This window comes from Lysinibacillus sp. FSL K6-0075 (genome assembly GCF_038592945.1).
In the GTDB taxonomy this organism is placed as follows: Bacteria; Bacillota; Bacilli; order Bacillales_A; family Planococcaceae; genus Lysinibacillus; species Lysinibacillus fusiformis_F.
Genome location: NZ_CP151947.1, coordinates 2,129,397 through 2,147,842, shown reverse-complemented (window position 1 = coordinate 2,147,842; position 18,446 = coordinate 2,129,397). Strand labels below are relative to the sequence as shown.

Annotated in this window: 20 protein-coding genes; 1 reads left to right on the top strand and 19 read right to left on the bottom strand. The window is 43.0% G+C overall.

The annotated features are described in order from the left end of the window. Window positions 1–18: 18 nt before the first annotated feature. The 19 genes from MHB65_RS10375 to MHB65_RS10285 all read right to left on the bottom strand — a co-directional run bounded on the left by MHB65_RS10375 (window position 19) and on the right by MHB65_RS10285 (window position 17,632). The gene (locus tag MHB65_RS10375; RefSeq protein WP_342443386.1) at window positions 19–1,008 is read right to left on the bottom strand and encodes a HAMP domain-containing sensor histidine kinase; all 990 of its coding nucleotides are present in this window, start codon (window positions 1,006–1,008) and stop codon (window positions 19–21) included. Next, window positions 1,005–1,676 (bottom strand): response regulator transcription factor, encoded by a 672-nt coding sequence (locus MHB65_RS10370; protein WP_342443385.1) that lies wholly within the window; start codon window positions 1,674–1,676, stop codon window positions 1,005–1,007. Before MHB65_RS10370 ends, MHB65_RS10375 begins: the two co-directional genes overlap by 4 nt. Then, complete coding sequence (locus tag MHB65_RS10365; RefSeq protein ID WP_342443384.1) at window positions 1,673–2,650, bottom strand: alpha/beta hydrolase; 978 nt, start codon at window positions 2,648–2,650, stop codon at window positions 1,673–1,675. The genes MHB65_RS10370 and MHB65_RS10365 overlap by 4 nt, the downstream gene beginning before the upstream one ends. 126 nt (window positions 2,651–2,776) lie before the next feature. Next, the gene (locus tag MHB65_RS10360; protein ID WP_342443383.1) at window positions 2,777–3,196 is read right to left on the bottom strand and encodes a DUF1801 domain-containing protein; all 420 of its coding nucleotides are present in this window, start codon (window positions 3,194–3,196) and stop codon (window positions 2,777–2,779) included. Window positions 3,197–3,237: 41 nt separating this feature from the next. Then, the gene (locus MHB65_RS10355; RefSeq protein WP_342443382.1) at window positions 3,238–5,049 is read right to left on the bottom strand and encodes an ABC transporter ATP-binding protein; all 1,812 of its coding nucleotides are present in this window, start codon (window positions 5,047–5,049) and stop codon (window positions 3,238–3,240) included. After that, entirely contained in the window at window positions 5,046–6,779 is a 1,734-nt protein-coding gene (locus tag MHB65_RS10350) for an ABC transporter ATP-binding protein (RefSeq protein WP_342443381.1), read from the bottom strand. Before MHB65_RS10350 ends, MHB65_RS10355 begins: the two co-directional genes overlap by 4 nt. Window positions 6,780–7,597: 818 nt before the next feature. Next, window positions 7,598–8,281: a hypothetical protein gene (locus MHB65_RS10345; RefSeq protein WP_342443380.1), complete on the bottom strand. Its 684-nt coding sequence runs from the start codon at window positions 8,279–8,281 to the stop codon at window positions 7,598–7,600. Further along, window positions 8,278–8,772, bottom strand: a complete 495-nt coding sequence (locus MHB65_RS10340; protein WP_342443379.1) for an ECF transporter S component — start codon at window positions 8,770–8,772, stop codon at window positions 8,278–8,280. Before MHB65_RS10340 ends, MHB65_RS10345 begins: the two co-directional genes overlap by 4 nt. A 30-nt stretch (window positions 8,773–8,802) precedes the next feature. After that, window positions 8,803–9,195: a bifunctional adenosylcobinamide kinase/adenosylcobinamide-phosphate guanylyltransferase gene (locus tag MHB65_RS10335; protein ID WP_342443378.1), complete on the bottom strand. Its 393-nt coding sequence runs from the start codon at window positions 9,193–9,195 to the stop codon at window positions 8,803–8,805. Continuing rightward, window positions 9,147–9,743, bottom strand: a complete 597-nt coding sequence (locus MHB65_RS10330) for a histidine phosphatase family protein (RefSeq protein ID WP_205443021.1) — start codon at window positions 9,741–9,743, stop codon at window positions 9,147–9,149. Before MHB65_RS10330 ends, MHB65_RS10335 begins: the two co-directional genes overlap by 49 nt. Further along, entirely contained in the window at window positions 9,716–10,492 is a 777-nt protein-coding gene (cobS, locus tag MHB65_RS10325) for an adenosylcobinamide-GDP ribazoletransferase (protein ID WP_342443377.1), read from the bottom strand. The genes MHB65_RS10330 and cobS overlap by 28 nt, the downstream gene beginning before the upstream one ends. Window positions 10,493–10,512: 20 nt before the next feature. Then, entirely contained in the window at window positions 10,513–11,088 is a 576-nt protein-coding gene (locus MHB65_RS10320; RefSeq protein ID WP_342443376.1) for a bifunctional adenosylcobinamide kinase/adenosylcobinamide-phosphate guanylyltransferase, read from the bottom strand. A 12-nt stretch (window positions 11,089–11,100) separates the two neighbouring features. After that, window positions 11,101–11,709: a histidine phosphatase family protein gene (locus MHB65_RS10315; RefSeq protein ID WP_342443375.1), complete on the bottom strand. Its 609-nt coding sequence runs from the start codon at window positions 11,707–11,709 to the stop codon at window positions 11,101–11,103. Next, window positions 11,706–12,800 carry a threonine-phosphate decarboxylase gene (locus MHB65_RS10310; RefSeq protein ID WP_342443374.1) on the bottom strand — a complete coding sequence of 365 codons (1,095 nt, stop codon included), beginning with the start codon at window positions 12,798–12,800 and terminating at the stop codon, window positions 11,706–11,708. Before MHB65_RS10310 ends, MHB65_RS10315 begins: the two co-directional genes overlap by 4 nt. Beyond that, complete coding sequence (gene cbiB, locus MHB65_RS10305) at window positions 12,787–13,743, bottom strand: adenosylcobinamide-phosphate synthase CbiB (RefSeq protein ID WP_342443373.1); 957 nt, start codon at window positions 13,741–13,743, stop codon at window positions 12,787–12,789. The genes MHB65_RS10310 and cbiB overlap by 14 nt, the downstream gene beginning before the upstream one ends. Continuing rightward, on the bottom strand, window positions 13,740–14,423 hold the full coding sequence (locus MHB65_RS10300; RefSeq protein WP_342443372.1) for an adenosylcobinamide amidohydrolase: 684 nt from the start codon (window positions 14,421–14,423) through the stop codon (window positions 13,740–13,742). The genes cbiB and MHB65_RS10300 overlap by 4 nt, the downstream gene beginning before the upstream one ends. A gap of 204 nt (window positions 14,424–14,627) precedes the next feature. Continuing rightward, a complete protein-coding gene (locus tag MHB65_RS10295; RefSeq protein ID WP_016994978.1) occupies window positions 14,628–14,813 on the bottom strand; it encodes a hypothetical protein in 186 nt (61 codons plus the stop codon). A gap of 104 nt (window positions 14,814–14,917) precedes the next feature. Continuing rightward, window positions 14,918–16,276, bottom strand: coding sequence for an aspartate kinase (locus tag MHB65_RS10290; RefSeq protein WP_342443371.1), 1,359 nt, complete (start codon window positions 16,274–16,276; stop codon window positions 14,918–14,920). Between the two features lie 603 nt (window positions 16,277–16,879). Beyond that, on the bottom strand, window positions 16,880–17,632 hold the full coding sequence (locus MHB65_RS10285) for a glucose 1-dehydrogenase (RefSeq protein ID WP_205447431.1): 753 nt from the start codon (window positions 17,630–17,632) through the stop codon (window positions 16,880–16,882). 202 nt (window positions 17,633–17,834) lie between these two features. Between MHB65_RS10285 and MHB65_RS10280 the strand changes: the two genes are divergently transcribed. Continuing rightward, the gene (locus MHB65_RS10280) at window positions 17,835–18,446 is read left to right on the top strand and encodes a TetR/AcrR family transcriptional regulator (protein WP_342443370.1); all 612 of its coding nucleotides are present in this window, start codon (window positions 17,835–17,837) and stop codon (window positions 18,444–18,446) included.

Below are 18,446 nucleotides of genomic sequence, written 5' to 3'. Positions count from 1 at the left end.
AAAAACTGCCGTTGTTTTTTATTGGTGTGTAAAGCAGAAGACGGTGCCATCTCTGTTTGATTGTAAAGAGGCTTCGATGTTCAACGTTTGTGCAATATCCTGTATGATTTTCAGCCCAAGTCCATCGTGGTCATCGTCAGGATGAAAGCCGATGCCATCATCACACATCGTAAGCTGTCCGTTTTTAATCGTCACCACTAGCTTGGTTGCTTGGGCATGCTTTAATGTATTTTGAAACACATTATCCAATAAACGCTGTAACCATAATTCATTGCTAAGCCAAGTTGCTTGTGAATCATCATGATGAAAGCTTAGAGTAATGTTCTGCATGCGATATAAATACTGCCACTTCTTCATCATCATTTCTAACAATGGCACAAGCTGAACCTCCTCCTGCATGACATAGGACTGTTCACTCGTATCAAAGGACTGTAACTGAAAGGCATTCGTTAAATTCGTGATATATTGAATTTGTGCATTTAAGGATTCCACCAATTTCGGCTGTCCCTCTAATTGATCCTCTAGATAAAACAGCTGTAAACGAATGGCCGTCAATGGCGTATGGATGTCATGTCGCAACTTTTGTAGCAGCTCTTTCTGAAGCTCCTGCTGCTGTGCTAGCTCTAATTCCCTGTAAGTTGTGCGCTCAATTAAGAGATTGACAGATTGGCTAAGCTGCCCGATTTCATCCTCACTGCTTACGGTTAACGTATCAGGTATCCGTTCATTACTCGCTAGTTCTCGAATTGTTTTATTGAGTAATGTAATTTTGGATAATAAAGAATGTATCGATGTGGAAAATAGCCATGCGAGCATTCCTAAAGCTAACACAAACGTAAGCAACATAACGGGATAGGCAAAGGACTCATGAAACGGGATGCCACCATTTTTCATTTTAAAGGCCTTGTCATACAGAATAGACATGGCCACACTAATGCCTAATAGCACAATGGGCACACTCACAATCGCTACAAATAATAAAGTGCGGTATTTGGTTTTTAAGGTCATTTTCTAGTATAGGTATTCAAACGATACCCTTCTCCATAAATATTTTGCACAATATTGCCTGCTGGGTCCTGTAGCTTTGTTCGAATTTTTTTAATATGGACATTCAAAATATTATGATTGCGTTCATCGAGCGGCCAAAGATAATCGAAGAAATGATCCTTTGTTAACACTCTGTCTCGATTGTCGAATAAATAAAAGAAAATTTTTCGCTCGATCGCTGTCAGGGCAATTTCATTATGGATACTTTGATGAAACACTTGACGACGCACCCCATCAATAAATAAATGCTGAATTTGCGTAAATGTACCATACTGTTGTGCCAGCATTTTTTGCATCCTTAGCAACAGCTCTCGCGGATCAAATGGCTTTGTCAGATAATCCTCTCCGACCATCAAACCTTCTAGCTTACTGTCAATATCATTACGTGCCGATAAAAAAATAATCGGAATATTTAAGCCTAATCGTTTAATGTTTTTGCTTAATTGATAGCCATCCTCTCCTGGCAGCATAATATCCATAATGACTAAATCCACCTGCTGAATCAGTGCCATCATATCTTTGCCATCCGTTTTCCAGATCGCTTCATAACCCTCACGCTGCACTATTTTTTGGAGCAAATCACCAATCATGTGATCGTCTTCTACAATTAAAATCCTAAATCCCTTCATCTGATCGACCTTTCTGTTTTCATAAATGCCAGCGCTAGTTGATAGATTTCCTCGGGCTGATAAAGATATATACTATGTGTGCCGCTGACCTCTTTCACCTGTGCATAGGTGAATTGCTTCGCAAAATCTGCATAATCCTGCCGATTTTGCCTCGTATATTTCGAATGTTTATTGTCTTCCGCAATGGCATCAATCAGTAAGATAGGGGTGGCTTGCGGCTTTGGAAGCTGTTCTGATTGTAAACTATTTTCATAGACCTGTAACAGCTCATTTTGCATAGCCTCATTAAAAAATTGCTTAAAGGACAACGCCTGATAGATTGCCTTCTCCTGTGCCGTTAAAAAAGACATGTTCAATACTTGTGGATTATAGACCTGAGATGGCATAAGTCGATGTACGCCCAGCTTCGTAGCGAGGTGCATTCCCCTCACCATCCAACGATCGACCGCCCCCATTGGATGCTTTACATATTGACTAGGTAAGCCAATGTCCAGCGCAATGATGCCCTTTACTTCATCGGGGTATTTTTGTGCCCAGTAAATCGCCTCTAGCCCTGAAATGGAATGTGGCACGAGGACATAGGGTGGCTCAAGTCCACTTTGCTGAAGTGCCTGTCGTGTTTGCGCCAAAATAGTATCGATACCTCTATCATCATGGGCTACGTCGCTATAGCCATAGCCAGCTCGATCCACTACTGCAATTTGATGATGCTGTGAAAACTTACGATACAGCCCTTTTAGCTCATATACGGGTGCTGCAATGCCTGAGCCTGCCATAAAGACATATGTATCGTCGCCAGTCCCCTCCTGATAAACATGGATGTTTTGACCATCTACATTGTTTAATGTGCCGTTAGGTTGTAAAATAGCTGACTCCTTCTGTACTAAACTATAGTGGTAGATACAAACTATCACCATTCCAAGCACGATGAATGCCCCCATGTAGACAACCATTTTCTTTAATTTCTTTTTCATACGTATCTCCCCTTCTGTTAATACTTGCAAGGATACACGTTAAAAATAAATTTCTACTAAATTTTTAGAGAAAATAGATAAATTTCATACAAAAAAGCTACCTACTAATAGGCAGCTTTCTTGAAATTAAGCATCTGGATAGGTTTTTTGTACAAAATCGATCGTTTGTTGTATAAGGGCTTTTAAGATGTCTTCATCCACATCATCCAGCTTGTTAATATAAACGCAGGCTTTCCCTGTTGTGTGCTTGCCAAATTGCTGTAATAGCTGTTCCCGCTCATCACCTGGGGCAAAATATAAGCTAATTTTCGCTTTGCGAGGGGAATAGCCAACAAGTGGTGCATCACCTTCATGGCCTGTTTGATATTTGTAATGATATCTACCAAAGCCGATAATGCTTGGTCCCCACATTTTGGCTTCATGGCCTGAGACCTCTGTAAAAATGTCCAATAATCGGTAGGCGTCTTCTCGCTTTTTTGGATGGTCTACACTTTCAATAAATTCAATGACACTTACATCGGTTTCTTTGGTCTTTAATTCATACATGTCAATCCCTCGCCTTCTGGAAGATGTATCTTTATTATTCCCTATTCTACCTGCTCTAACAATAGTTTTTGTTGAAGATGACGATAAATGCCCTGCTGCTGCATCAGCTCTTGGTGATTGCCCTGCTCAACAATTTCTCCCTGCTGAATCACGAGAATTTGATCGGCATTCTCGATTGTTTTCAGACGATGGGCAATAACAAAGCTTGTGCGTCCCTGCATTAAATGCTGTAAGCCCTTTTGAATATCGACCTCTGTTTGTGTATCCACACTCGATGTCGCTTCATCCAAAATTAAAATATCGGCATTCTCTAAAATGGCACGGGCAATCGCAATAAGCTGACGCTGTCCCTGACTTAAATTGGCTCCTCCTGCCTGCACGAGTGAATCGTATTGAGCTGGTAAATATTTAATAAAATGATGCGCATTCGCAATTTTTGCCGCTTCCACAACCTCTTCATCTGTCGCATCTAACTTCCCAAAGCGAATATTTTCACGAATCGTACCAGAGAACAAATACGTGTCCTGTAATACCACGCCGACTCTTTGACGAATCGTCGCCATTTGATAATGTTCGATATGATGCCCATCAATCAAAATTTCACCTTGATTGACGTCATAAAAACGTGTTAGTAAATTGATAATCGTCGTTTTGCCTGAGCCTGTCGGACCAACAAGAGCAATGGTCTCTCCTGCCTTGGCATGGAAGTCAATGTTCTTTAACACAGGCTTGTTCGGCTCATAGCTAAATGACACTTGCTTGAAAACAACATCCCCTTTGAGCGTTGCCACCTTGATGGCATCCGGTTGATCTGCCACCTCTGAAGGCTCATCTAGTATTTCAAAAACACGCTCTGCCCCAGCAATAGCAGATTGGAAGGTGTTTAATAGATTGGATAGCTGATTAAGCGGACGGAAAAATTGCCGTGTATAGGTCACAAAGGCGGCAATAATCCCAACCGTAACAATACTCTTTACTGCTAAAAGAGCACCCGTTCCGATGACGACAGCAAGGCCTAAGTTATTCATAAAGTTATTAATCGGTCCTAGTAAGCCAGAGGTAATTTCTGCTCGTTGGGCGGAGTTTCGTAGATTTTCGTTTTGCTGATGGAACGTATCAATCGTTTGCTGCTCCTTGCCAAACAGCGTAAGTACCTCCGCTCCTGTAATCATTTCCTCAATATAGCCGTTCAGCTTCCCAAGATCTCGTTGTCGTGCTGCATAATTTTTACTGCTGCGTTGAATGATTTGCTTGGTTGTGAAAACGATCAGCGGAATAATAATCAATGTCACGATCGCTAATTGCCAGCTTAGTGTAAACATGGCGATACTGACACCAACGACAGTTAAAATGGACGACACGATTTGCGTAACACTTTGCGCAAGAGCCGTATTTAAATTATCGATATCATTGGTCACACGACTCATTAAATCCCCAAGTGCACGCTGATCAAAGAAGCGTAATGTCAGCGTTTGAAGCTTTTGAAATAATTCGAGACGCAATGTCCGAATGGTTTTCATTGCCACATGAATCATGACATAGGTTTGCAGCCATGTCAGAATAGAGGCTACCGTAAAAATAACGGCCAACAGGATGCCTAAACGAATCGTTCCGTCGATATCCTTTTTCATAATGTAATCATCAATAATATGCCCAATCATATAGGGCCCAGCAAGACTTAAAAAGGTCGAAGCAATGACAAAAAAGATAGAGAAAAACAGCCCTACTTTTTGCTGCTTGACATAATGCCATACACGTGACAATGTCTCCCTTTGATTTTTCGCCTTCTCAGCTGGTCCTCCCATACGTGGTCCACGTCCAAAATTCATTTGCTTTGGTTGACTTTGACTCATCCTTGTTCACCAGCCTTTTGCTGTGACGCGTAAATTGCTTGGTAATGCGCATTTGATTGTAGAAGCTGCTGATGGGTTCCTTGCCCAACAATGTCGCCATCCTCTAGTACCAAAATGACATCTGCCTGCTGAATGGAGGCAATTTTCGACGCTACGATGAAGGTCGTTGTGTCTTGATAATGTGTGGCAATGGCCTGCTGTACATGTTGTTCCGATGCACTATCGAGCGCTGACGTTGTATCATCCAGCACTAAAATGGCAGGCTTTCGAATAAACGCACGACTTAAAGCAAGGCGCTGTTTTTGCCCACCAGATAGATTCGTTGCACCCTGTGACAATTCATGTGCTATGCCCTTGTCAAGCCGCTCCACAAATTCACTGGCACATGCCGCCTCTAATGCCTGTTGCATGTCCTCGGCTGTCGCATCATCCTTGCCGAGACGAATATTTTTTTCAATCGGCCCAGAGAACAATAAGGCTTTTTGTGAGGTAAAACCAATATGCGCACGTAAGGTTGCAAGCGCATACGATTGTAGCGGTTTGCCGTCTATACGGATTTCCCCACCAGTAGGATCAAATAAGCGAGGTAATAACTTCACAAGCGTCGATTTACCACTACCTGTTTTCCCAATAATGCCCACCGTTTGCCCTGGCTTCACAGAAAATGAAATCTTTTTGAGAACATCCTCAGCTGTCTCATAGTAACGATAGCTCACCTGATCAAAGTCAATGGCTCCTTTTATTGGATCTGTCAGCGTATGTTCCGCTTCCTTGACAGCAATGTCTTTATTTAACACGTCAACAATGCGTTCTCCCGAAGGCAAGGCCCGCGCAATTTGCATCAGCACCATACTAGAGGACATCAGTCCATTTAAAATAATCGTTAAGTAGTTGATAAACGCCAGAATAACACCAACTTGCAACGTCCCCGCCTCTACCTTAATGGCCCCAAGCCAAAGCGCCGCTACAATCCCTAGATTGACAACAAACATCGTAAAGGGCACAAGCACACCGACAATTTGCTCAGCTGTAATGAAACGTTTCGTCAGCGCCTCATTTAATTCGCCAAACTGTGCCACCTGCTGTGTCTCACGACGAAAGGCTTTGACGACACGAATACCCGCCAAATTTTCCTGTAGCTTCGTATTGACGGCATCAATGGCCTCCTGAACACGACGATATAGGACGCCCGAATACTTCGTGAAAAAATACATCGCAATAATCAATAAGGGCACGATAATCAGAAGTATAGAAAAAAGCTCACGTGCTGTGACAAACACAATAATCACTGCGCCAATAAAGAGCAACGGCCCACGCACAAAAATACGCAGCGTCATCATAAAGGCACGCTGAATACTTTCCACATCACTCGTTAAAATCGTAATCAGCTTCCCAGTGGTAAACGCATCTCGCTCCTTAGCCGAGTACGTCATCATCTTCTCATATAGAGCCTGCCGAACATCCGACGCAAAATGAATCGCTGCCTTCGAGCTATAATACGAGCAACCAACCCCACCGATCAGTCCGAGCACTGCACTGCCAAGCATCCACACAAACATATTCAATACATATCGATTATCCCCATTGGCAATCCCCGTATCAATCATATGTTGCATAATGGTCGGCTGAATTAAATCCATCGTCACCTCCAGCACCATCAAAAGCGGTGCAATCAAAGTGAAAAATTTATAAGGCCCCAAATACTGCCCTAACTGTTTAACTTCCTGCATACATTCGTCTCCGTTCTATTTAAATCCCATTCGTTCCTCATTATAACTGAAAATCATTCCCATTTGGCAAATAATTTTTCGGGTCTCGTAATATTTTGGACTGGATTGGTTGGATTGTGTTGGGGGGAGATTCGTGAGGAGGAAAGATCTAATTTATAAGCGGCTTTTGGAGGGTGGTGACTCTTTTATTGAGCGGGGTTCTCACATTTTGGAGCGGGTTTTCCTTTCTTAGGAGCGGCTTTCTCACATTTTGGAGCGGGGTTTCCCTTCTTAGGAGCGGCTTCCATTCACTTTGGAGCGGGGTCACTCTCCTTAGGAGCGACTTCCTCTCACTTTAGAGCGGGTTTTCCCTTCTTAGGAGCAGCTTCCTCTCACTTTGGAGCGGGCTCTCCTTAGAAGCAGCTTCCCCACACTTACTAGCGGGCTCTCCCTCCTTAGGAGCGGCTTCCTCCCACTTTAGAGCGGGGTCACTCTTCTTAGGAGCGGCTTCCTCTCACTTTGGAGCGACTTCCTCTCATTTCAGAGCGGGTTTTCTCTTCTTAGGAGCGGCCTCCTCTCACTTTAGAGCGGGGTCACTCTCCTTATGAGCGGCTCCCTCACATTTTAGAGCGGGTCTTCCCTCATTAGGAGCAGCTTCCTCACATTTCAGAGCGGGGTCACTCCTTTGACAAGCGACCACCAGCTACTTTAGATTCAAAGTCACCCGTCTAATGAGCAACACACACCCAGAGCAAGAATACTATCGACTTAAAATAACCCTTGCTACGGATTATCTGGCCATGGTCCAAGAAAGGCTCATTTGCTCAAAACAAGCCTTATCACTTTACAGAAATGTGTAGTTTCTCAAAGTTTCGCAGGAAGATTGTTTGCGCCTGTTGCTCATGAGCAGGATCGATGCCTAGCAAAATGACCGTACAGGGTCCTGCTGATTTTGTACCATCGAGGGAGCTTTCAACTCGTTGCTCTCCAAACAGACGAGCAAATTCTCCTTGTAGCCCCTTTGATCCGACAGGCCATACTTGCTGAACAATTTCTGCCTGCCATGCCTGGAAAATCGGCAGCAGCTGTGCCACATCCTCAGGCTGTGCCAACACTTCTTCGCCAACAAGCGGCAGGCCATAGGTGTACCAGCTAAGCTGTTCATGGTCAAATGCTCGACGCTGCTGGATTTCTCCAAGCATCGTAACAGCTAAGCCTGACTGCAGTGTGGGCATATTGGATTCCGAACTCCCTGCAATGGCTGGACAGGTAAGACCTGCCTCTGCAAACACTTGCTGAATGCCTTTTTCATAGCATGACCATGCGGCATCTCCAGAAAAATTCGCAAGTAGAACTTGAATAGGTAGTGCCTGTGCAGCAAGCTGTTCTAAAAACGTTACACGGGCTGTCATGTAGGCTGTTAATTGGTCTGGTGCCGACACAACATCTTGTGGTTTTTGGCCAATGGCTGCGGCATTATCCATGGTCGCAATGAATGCCCCTACTTTCATCGCATTTCTCACTGTACGCGACCTGCCTTGCGCACAAAAACCTTTGATAGGACAGGCATTACTACCGCAACAATGATTAAATTGATCACCGTTGCCATTAAAATACTCCCTAAAGCACCCCAGAAAAATGCTGGACTAATCATAAAATAAAATGGTAGTGGCGCTACAATACCGTTTAATACTAAGGCAACTGGCCATTTCCAAAAGTGCATGCCTTTTTTATGCATCACCCCGAAGACCCATACGACAATCAACATTTCTACCGCAATAATAATATGTAAAGGTCCTAGGGGGAATCCAGACGTTAATGCCGTAATAAAATGGCCGATCAATCCAGCAACCCCTGCTAAGATTGGGGATAGAAAGACAACCCCTAAAAAAGCAGGAGCCGAATCTAGGGCAGCCGTTGAAATAAACGTTGGTACCTTAATCATTGCTCCCACTGCACAGATGGCCGCTACCATGGCCGTCAAAATCCATTTCCTTAATTTTTGTCGTTCCATACCATTCCCTCTTTTCGGTTGAATTCTACTTTATTTTAATTGCTCAGCCATTCCATACCAAATCCGTACAACCTGCTCTGCTTCCTTGAACAAAGCTTGGTATAGACGACCACATGTATCTCGTAGCTGTCGGGCTTGTTTTTCCATTGGCACAACCCCACGCCCCATATCCGTCACAATAAGTGCGAGTGTACAATGCTGTTCAAGCTCTTGTAATGTGACTAGCACCTTTTGTACGATTTGTTCATCTTCCTCCAAGTTTTGTGTCACAAGCCATTTTTCTAAGTTCTTCAGGACAAGGACATCACAGGCTGGTGCCACCTCAGGTAGTTCGCCATCCATCATGACCACCTGTTGCTGTTCATACAAGCGCCTCACATAGTCGGTTTTGCCGTTATAGGCACCTCCGATAAAGACATGCATCGTGCTCCCTCCTCCCAAGCCTTTTTAGTAAATGTTAAAACAAATTGTTTGTCATGTGGCACCTGATAGGACCAAAAGGGCTGTTCTGTTGGCGCGAACGCAACAAGTAAGGCACGAATGACTCCGCCATGAACCACTAAATAATAGCTATCCTCATTTTTCGGTAGATAGTGAAATCCATCTACAACACGTGCCACAAAGTCATCAAATGCCTCGCCTTGTGGTGGGGGCGTGTGGTTTGGATCATCTACCCATGCCCGATATTGAGCATTCATTTTTAATTCCTCATAGGTTTTTCCTTCGAAAGCACCAAAATTCGTCTCCCGAAGGCGTGCCTCCGCCTGATAGCTAGCATTGGGAAAATAATGAGCTGCCGTTTGTCGACAGCGTTGTAGGTCACTGCCATATACCTTTTTGACATTAGTATCTACCACAGCAAGCTTCGTTGGATCAGCTAATGGTGCGTCCGTCCACCCAAGATAGCGTTTTTCAAGATTTTCTTTTGTAGGCGCATGCCGCATTAAGCACACAGTAACAATGTCACCCATAGCACAACCTCCATCCCTTCAATTGATGCACCCAGTAAATCGCCTGATACCCCGCCAAAATTGCGCAACGTAAATTGTCGAAAAATAAAAAGCGCAATGGCTAAAACGATAACTAATACAAGGGGCAGCAAAGAGAACTGGGTGAAGGTGAAACCAACCCCCATCGCCAATACAAGCGATAACAGCATGATAACTTTCAATGGATTAGCGTTTATATGAGACTTAAAAAAATAGGCAAGACCTTTTTCCTTAGAGCAATGGAGTGACATGAAATAAAAGCTCATGCCGACCCTTGTTAAAAAAGGAACGAATAGCACCATCCACAAGGCGAACTTCTGCTGCACAAAAAGCTCATGGAGAATAACAAATTTCCCCATTAATAAAAACACCACAGACAATACCCCGAACGCCCCCACACGAGGGTCATCTAAAATCTCCAATCGTTTCTCTCGGTCTCGATAGGAAAAATAAGCATCGCCCATATCAATAAAGCCATCCAAATGCAAACCACCTGTCCATAAGGCAAATAGCCCTATCACAATAAAAGCTAGCATGACTTCACTGCTTGCTGTCCACTGCATAAGACTATAGAGCACGGCTGCCACCGTCGTCCCCATCAAAGCGCCTACCCATGGTAAGCAAGCGAACATGCCTGTGATGGTGGATCTTGTTAATGGTAGCTCTTTATGTACTGGCAAAACCGTAAAAAATTGAAATGCCAGTAGGAGGCTATGCCAAAAATTTTTCATCGTCTTGCCTTCCTTCTTGATTATTTCCATCTCTTCACAATGCCGTAGTTCATTTCATAGGCCTCCTGTGCCATTGCAACGAACCATTGATGGAATTGTCCGAGCGTTCGTCGATATAATTCTACCTCATCACTAGTATAAGGTGGCTCATCAAACAGTTCATTGGATACAACAAAAAAAGTCACGTCCTTCTTCAGTAGTGACTGGATAGCCTGCTTGACGACCTGCAGCTTATTAGCTAAACAACCAGGTTGCTGTAAACAGGGTGTCCCCTTGTCATAGCCTTCGTAAAAAGCATTGGTCAGCCAAGTTGTAACGCAATCCCACAGCACCACATCTCCATGCTGGAGTGTCTCAAATACGTCAGAAATCGCATAGGGAGCCTCCACTGTCAGCCATTGAATAGGCTGTACCTGGCGATCTGCCTGATGACGTAAGATTCTTTTTTCCATTTCACTATCTAAGGCAATGCCAGAAGCCAAATAGAGCAAGCGTTTCGCTGTACTCGACTGCGCCTCGTAATGCTGAAGCGCTGTTTGCTCAGCAAAATGGGATTTACCACTTCGAACACCACCTGTAATAAAAATGAGTGGCATGTGGGACACCTCCTATTGTAAATGATGTAAATTGCCAATATCCTTCACAAGCCATTCTTGACCTAGCCGTTCAATCACGGTGACACTTGTCCCATAAATGTATGGGGCCGCCCACAGCTCACTGATGCTGCGCTGTAAAATAGCGTTGATGATGCATTTAATCGTTACGGCGTGGGAGACAATGAGAATTGTTTCATTCTGATGTTGCGCTGCTATTTTTTTTAATGTAAACATCGCTCGTTCTGTCACAGCTCCAAAGCTTTCTGTATGGCTTGCCACAAACTGTGCAGGGTAGTTCGTATATAGCTCATAATCAAGCTTATGTGTCGCCAGTATGTCCTCGATTGTCTGCCCCTGCCATTTCCCTAAATAGATCTCCCGTAAATCATCTTCATAGGCAATAGGGAGCTTGCGATCAGTCGTCAAAATGTCCATCGTCTCTCTTGCACGACCACTTGAACTACAATAAGCAGCGGTAAAAGGAATCTGTTGCAGTTGCTTGTGAAGTTTTTCAGCCGCTGCTCTACCATTTTCCGTTAATGGAGAGTCCAGCCATCCCTGTAGTCGATGCTCCTGATTCCATTGTGTTTCCCCATGTCTTACTAGATAAAAAGTTGTCACTTTTCTCTCCCCTTATTTGCATTAAACCAAGCTTGTAGACAATTATGTAAAGAGGTCATGGCCGCCATATCTTTTATACCAATACGGAACCATTCACCCTGTAAACCTTGAAAATTTTTCGTATGACGCAGGACAACACCCTGTGCTAAGCAGTAGGTGAAAAAGGCGTCCGCTTGCTGTGTTTTTGGTAATGAGAAGCACACATAATTCGTGACACTGTTGGTTACTTGGCAGCCGTTTTCTTGTAAATAACGATGCAGCCATTCTCTTTGCGCTGTCGCATAGCTAATTGCTTGCTGACAATAGCGCTGTTCATCTAAACAGCTTGCCCCAATGACAAGGGCAAAGGCGTTTAAATTCCAATGTGGCAGCATGTCCTTTAAGGCGCTCACTATAGAAGCATGTGCGACCAAATAGCCAAGTCGTAAACCTGGAATCGCATACATTTTAGTCATCGAACGAACGACAATAACATGCGGGTTTTGTGTACTAAACTGAATCAGCGAATGTGCCTCATCTACCCAATCCATAAAGGCTTCATCGATAACAAGCTCACAGTGAACAGCTGCCCCGTGTGCTATTAAGGCAAGTAAATCTTCCTTTTTCGGCAGGACACCAGTCGGATTATTAGGTGTACAAAGATAAACAGCGTCTGCCTTCACCATTTCCTGTTTTAGCTGCTCTAATGGCAATGTGTAATCGATAAAATCCGTCACGACAATGGGCACGATAGTAGCACCTGCAGCACACAATGTTCGCTCATATTCTGAAAAAGTCGGATGCACAATGATGACACGCTTATTGGCATAGCGTCTTGCTAGCACACTAAAAAGCTCGGAAGCCCCATTGCCTAGTAAAATCGTATTCTTCGCTACTTGATGAAAAGCAGCGACCTTCGTTAAAAAAGGCTCCCCATCTGGATCGGGATAGCGTTGAATCAGCGGATAAAATGTGCGCCAACGTGCCTCCACAAAGGATGGTGGCCCTGCCGCATTGACATTTTCGCTGAAATCATACACCACCTCAGGCATCGTTAAGCCTAATTGCTGATAAACATTGTGCGGATTTGCTCCGTGATTAGGTAACCGCATAAATTAACACCTCCACTGCTAGCATGACAAGCGTAAAGAGGACTGTGGCAATACGCATATGAATAATGGACGTTGCAATATGCTCCTTCGTTAATGGAACTAATTTTTCGCCCATAATCGCTCGATGAGAGACAACCCCCTTATACGTATTTTTCCCACCTAGCTGTACACCAAGCTGCACAGCCGTCGCTGCCTCTAAATAGCCACTGTTTGGACTTGGATGCTTCTTGGCGTCCTGTGCCCAACGCTTTAAGCGCTTGCCAAGCGAACGATCTGTTTCATTTTTCGTACCCAGCACGATCAGTAAGCCTGTGATACGACTTGGAATAAAATTCAGTACATCATCCAGCTTGGCTGAAAACATACCAAAGTCTTTGTATTGCTCATTTTTATAGCCAACCATCGAATCCAATGTATTAACAGCCTTATAGCCCCATAAACCAATGGCTCCAAATAAAAAGGCATAAAAGAGTGGAGCTGTCACCCCATCACTTGTATTCTCAGAAACCGTTTCTACCACGCCACGCACAATTTCGTCCTCACCCAGTTTGTCTGTATCACGTCCGACAATCCATGACAGCTTAACACGGGCTTCGGCAAAATCTCCTTTGACAAGGGGCTCATAGACAGCCATCGCCGCCTCCTTCAAGCTACGCTGTGCCAGTCCAATGCCAATCAGAAGCCCCTCTACTAGGATGCCAAAAATAATACTCACCTGATAGCTTAGCAGTAAAATCAGTGTCACCACAAACATGGTCGTGCCAACAACAGCAAGTGCCATCACCGTTCCGCGTAGTTTGCGCCATTTGCCCTTATTCCATAAAGCTGTTTGCGATTGAATCAAGTGTCCAATCCAGCGTACAGGGTGAGGAAGCTTCGGAGGGTCCCCTACTACTAAATCAAAAATAAGCCCTATGATACAGGCGATCACGATAGCTATCATTTAGACCGCTCCTCTTTATCTTTTTTATATTTTCTAACCGCCTCACACATCGTTTCATAAACGCCATAGCCAATGACCTTGCCAAGCATGGTGATGGGGCCTGCATATTGATGGTAGTCCCCTTTTTCTGTCGAGGCAATGAGCAAACTATCGGTAGATGTACCTGTAGCTTGCGTGCCTGTCGTTGGGTCTGTAATACCTTCATCCACTAACGCCTTCACCTTAGCTTCCGTTGTTGAAATCATCGCCTGAAATAGTGCTTCATCAGACAGCTTGCCATTGATCAGCACCCATGTATTGATGGTACCTGCATGGTACTGCTCCTCCCGATGAAAAGCACGGGTAATATCCACCGCATTGCCAAGCCCTGCGGTAATCATAATGACAAGGTGGATTCCCTCATATGTAAAGTCACGAATGGTCGCAAACTTGGCTTGGACAGCCGTCATCATGGCCACTGTATTGTCATGTGGAAAGTGCTGTGCCTGCAAAAATCGCTGTAATTCCTGATGTGGTTGTCGTTCATCATAGGTAATGGGCACCGTTCGATTCATGAGATGCGTATAATGACCAAAGCCTGGGTTATGCATGGCTGAGGATACAACCTTCATGGGTGAAGCCGTTTGAAGGGCAACATAATCGTCAAAAATATGAATGCAATCCTTAGTAAGTATAGGCAATCAATCGCCTCCTCGCGATAAAGTTGTCACGGAACATAAAAAAACAAATTCTTACAAAGAAGAATTTGTACTGTCGATTCTTTATTAAAATTTGAACCTTCTGAACATTTGTACAGAATAACAACTTCATAATACTCAAATTATTTATTTTCTTTGAAATTGTATCATAACTTTGGCTATTGTCACAATTCCATTTTCAAAGTGTTATTGCTGTTTTTGTTTGAGATTCTTAAAGCGGATCACGGAGCCGATAATAATAAAGACCCATCCAATGCCTATGTAAACAATTTTCATTGTTTTTGTCGATGATGGTAAAATATCCATAATCGTTAAACAGACAAAAAGTATCCCGATAATTGAAAAAAGCATACCAATTGTTAAATTCTTCACGAAAAACCCTCCCAACTATGTACGCCCTCGATTTTACCGTATTCTCAGCAAAAAGAAAACACTAATCCAAGCAAGAAACACTTGGATTAGTGATGATTGTGTCATTATGCTTTTGCATGGGCAAAAAACTCTTCATATAACGCTTGTAAAATGCGGTTTTCATAATCCTGAAGGACCCCAAACACGAGGCTCACTTCAGAAGAACCTTGATTGATCATTTCTATATTTGCGCCAGTTTTTGAAATCGCTGTGGCAGCACGGGCAGCTAATCCTGTGTTATGACGCATCCCTTCGCCCACAATCACGATCATAGAAAAACCGTGACGCATTTCTACATACTCTGCATGTAGCTCTTCTTTCACACGACTAATAATGCGTGCTTCATTTTCTGGAGTTAGTTGATTCGAACGCATGATGACAGAAATATCGTCTAAACCAGATGGTGTGTGTTCATAAGATATATTCTCATCTTCTAAAATTTGGAGGAGCTTACGTCCAAAGCCTACCTCACGATTCATCAAATATTTAGAGACATATAAAGTTGAAAAGCCACTGTCTGCCGAAATACCTGTAACTGGACGACCTGTTGCAGGACGGCTTGGTACAATACGTGTACCTGGGGCTGTTGGATTATTTGTATTTTTTATGTTAACGGGCACCCCAATCTTGTAGACAGGCATTAACGCTTCATCATGGAACACTGAAAAGCCTGCATATGATAATTCGCGCATTTCGCGATACGTAATTTCTTTAATTTCCACTGGATCATTGACAACCTTCGGATTCGCAGAGAACACACAATCCACATCCGTAAAGTTTTCATAAAGCTCCGCTTCAACGGCTGCTGCTAAAATGGAGCCTGTAATATCAGAGCCACCGCGGTCAAATGTTCGCAATACGCCCGCTTTAGTGTAACCGAAGAACCCTGGGAACACAATAATTTCTTTTGTGTCTTTTAAAGGGGCTAAATTAGCATACGCTTCAGGTAATGCAAAGGTTCTTTCTGGTAAATCATTGACCACTAAACCTTCTTTAGGACTGACATAGCGTGCGGGCATACCAATGGCATTAAAGTAAGCGGCAATAAGCTTGGCGTTATTATCTTCACCTGCTGCTTTAATACTATCGATGAATAATTCCACATTTGTTTTGTCACCTTGTACACGTTCACGTAAATCTTCTGCGATCACGTCACAAATGGCATCATCAAGCCCCAAACCATCTGCAATCGCTCTAAAACGATCCACAACAGTTTGCAATTTTTCCTCTGTATTCTCTTGTTGTAACGCTGCATTTGCTAATTGTATTAATAGGTCTGTTACTTTTATATCGTCACCAGAACGTTTCCCTGGTGCTGAAACGGCAACAATCTTACGTGCCGGATTAGATTTTACAATGTTTGCTACTTTTTGTATTTGTTCTGCACTTGCTACAGATGTTCCACCAAATTTACACACGATCATATCTATCAAATCCTAACTTTTTCAAATTAATTGTATTCCTCCACAAAACAATTGACTGTACACAGTGTACAAATTATCGTTTCCTACGTCAATACAATTTAAAAAATTCACGCAATTTATCGAGAAATATGGACAATTTTCTTACTGTTTGATTTATTATACGGATTTCACATGAAATAGTTAAGGTTTTTGTGAATTTTTTTTCGTGACGTTCACATAATCGTGAAATTTTCTGTTTTTGACTTTCTTCTATATAATGAAGAAAACGCTTACTCCATTTATGATATGCACAAATATCCACTATGTCTGTGCTATTTTGTATGTATCAAGGATTCCTTCAGCAGGGATTTTTCTTTTATTTATGAGGTTTCTCGCTCGTTATCGAGGATTTAACGGTCAATCGCGGGTATTCGCCTCTCTACCGCGTGTATTTCCCTTCGATTCGCGGGTATTCACTTCTCTACCGCGTGTATCTTCACTCGATTCGCGGGTATTCACGTCTCTACCGCGTGTATCTTCACTCGATTCGCGGGTATTCACCCTCATCCATATAAAAAACTAGGCTCACGTCGAGTGAAGCCTAGTTTTGTTGTTACTATTCGATTAAATGGCTGTCCAGCCGCCATCGATTACGAGCTCTGCGCCTGTCATGAAGCGAGATTCGTCTGATGCGAGGAAAACTACGCCATATGCTACATCTTCAGGTTCACCGAAGTACGGTAGTTGTGTGTAAGCTTGATAGTATGGCAATGCACCGCCCTCTTCCATCGTAGGCGCTGTCATTGGTGTTACGATAATGCCTGGGTGAACAGAATTCACGCGAATTTTATCTTTGCCATATTCAATCGCAGCCGATTTAGAAAGGACACGAAGCGCACCTTTTGCTGCTGTATAAGGGCTTGTACCAGCCATTCCTACAATCCCACCGATGGAAGAAATATTGATAATTGAACCGCCGCCAGCTTTTTGCATTTCAGGAATCACATATTTCATGCCAATGATACAGCCATTCAGGTTAATGTCCATGATTTTATTCCATTCAGTCATTTCCATGTTGGCAATCGTTTTTGGTGATGAAACACCTGCATTGTTGACAAGAATATCCACTTTGCCATATGCCTTTACAGCCTCCGCAATCACCGCTTTCCACTCATCCTCAGAAGTAACATTATGTTGAAGACCAATAATGTCTCCACCATTTTCTTTAATTTCTTTTACTAAATTATTCAATGGCTCGATTTGTACATCTGTTGCAATCACCTTTGCTCCTTCTTGTGCAAATAGTTTTGCTTCCGAAGCACCCATTCCCATTGCTGCTCCTGTAATAATTGCTACTTTCCCATTTAAACGACCCATTATAAAACTTCCTTCCTTCTATATAAATGAACAATTCGTGAACACGTTAACAACTAGTTGTATTATCGACACCGTGTCGTTAATATAATTATAACTCGCTATTGGAAAAGGGCAAACAACATAGAAGCCCATTATGACGCTTTCACAACACTCGCCATCGATCTGTTGTTAAAATAGAAAATTTAATACAAGGAGCTTAAAAATGTCGAAAAAAATGGACCCTCGCGTCATCAGAACGCGCCAGTTATTAAGAGATGCACTCGTGGAATTAATTGATGAACAAGGCTATGAAAAAATTACGGTACAAGATATTACACAACGGGCTACATTAAACCGTGCCACTTTTTATTTACATTACCGTGATAAACTAGACCTTCTTTATCAAAGCTCAGAAGAAACCTTACATGAGCTTGTAAGTAGTATCCATCCTACCTTTGAAGAGAAGAAGGACTTTGATTTATTAAAGAATTATGACCAACCTCACGAGACATTTATGCATTTATTTGAACAAATAGCGCTGAATAATAAGCTATACAAGGTGTATCTCACGGAAAAAAATATCCCTTACTTCTCTGATGGCCTTAAAGACATTATTATCAATTTTATCTCAAGCGGCATTCAAAGTATGGAGCCTGACGATCAAAAGCTGACCGTGCCCCGCGAAATGGCCGTCCGTTTTTATGCCGCTGCCTTTCTTGAAGTAATTGTCTGGTGGCTAGAAAATGATATGCCCTATACACCAAAATTCATGGCGACCCAGTTAATGCGTATTACCATTAAAGGCCCTTATATTGACAACCCTTTTGAAAGATAA

Excerpts from the sequence above, each read along its gene's own strand:
- MHB65_RS10375 (WP_342443386.1), bottom strand. The coding sequence starts at position 1,008 with ATGACCTTAAAAACCAAATACCGCACTTTATTATTTGTAGCGATTGTG.
- MHB65_RS10370 (WP_342443385.1), bottom strand. The coding sequence starts at position 1,676 with ATGAAGGGATTTAGGATTTTAATTGTAGAAGACGATCACATGATTGGT.
- MHB65_RS10365 (WP_342443384.1), bottom strand. The coding sequence starts at position 2,650 with ATGAAAAAGAAATTAAAGAAAATGGTTGTCTACATGGGGGCATTCATC.
- MHB65_RS10360 (WP_342443383.1), bottom strand. The coding sequence starts at position 3,196 with ATGTATGAATTAAAGACCAAAGAAACCGATGTAAGTGTCATTGAATTT.
- MHB65_RS10355 (WP_342443382.1), bottom strand. The coding sequence starts at position 5,049 with ATGAGTCAAAGTCAACCAAAGCAAATGAATTTTGGACGTGGACCACGT.
- MHB65_RS10350 (WP_342443381.1), bottom strand. The coding sequence starts at position 6,779 with ATGCAGGAAGTTAAACAGTTAGGGCAGTATTTGGGGCCTTATAAATTT.
- MHB65_RS10340 (WP_342443379.1), bottom strand. The coding sequence starts at position 8,772 with ATGGAACGACAAAAATTAAGGAAATGGATTTTGACGGCCATGGTAGCG.
- MHB65_RS10335 (WP_342443378.1), bottom strand. The coding sequence starts at position 9,195 with ATGCATGTCTTTATCGGAGGTGCCTATAACGGCAAAACCGACTATGTG.
- MHB65_RS10330 (WP_205443021.1), bottom strand. The coding sequence starts at position 9,743 with ATGGGTGACATTGTTACTGTGTGCTTAATGCGGCATGCGCCTACAAAA.
- cobS (WP_342443377.1), bottom strand. The coding sequence starts at position 10,492 with ATGAAAAATTTTTGGCATAGCCTCCTACTGGCATTTCAATTTTTTACG.
- MHB65_RS10320 (WP_342443376.1), bottom strand. The coding sequence starts at position 11,088 with ATGCCACTCATTTTTATTACAGGTGGTGTTCGAAGTGGTAAATCCCAT.
- MHB65_RS10310 (WP_342443374.1), bottom strand. The coding sequence starts at position 12,800 with ATGCGGTTACCTAATCACGGAGCAAATCCGCACAATGTTTATCAGCAA.
- cbiB (WP_342443373.1), bottom strand. The coding sequence starts at position 13,743 with ATGATAGCTATCGTGATCGCCTGTATCATAGGGCTTATTTTTGATTTA.
- MHB65_RS10290 (WP_342443371.1), bottom strand. The coding sequence starts at position 16,276 with ATGATCGTGTGTAAATTTGGTGGAACATCTGTAGCAAGTGCAGAACAA.
- MHB65_RS10285 (WP_205447431.1), bottom strand. The coding sequence starts at position 17,632 with ATGGGTCGTTTAAATGGGAAAGTAGCAATTATTACAGGAGCAGCAATG.
- MHB65_RS10280 (WP_342443370.1), top strand. The coding sequence starts at position 17,835 with ATGTCGAAAAAAATGGACCCTCGCGTCATCAGAACGCGCCAGTTATTA.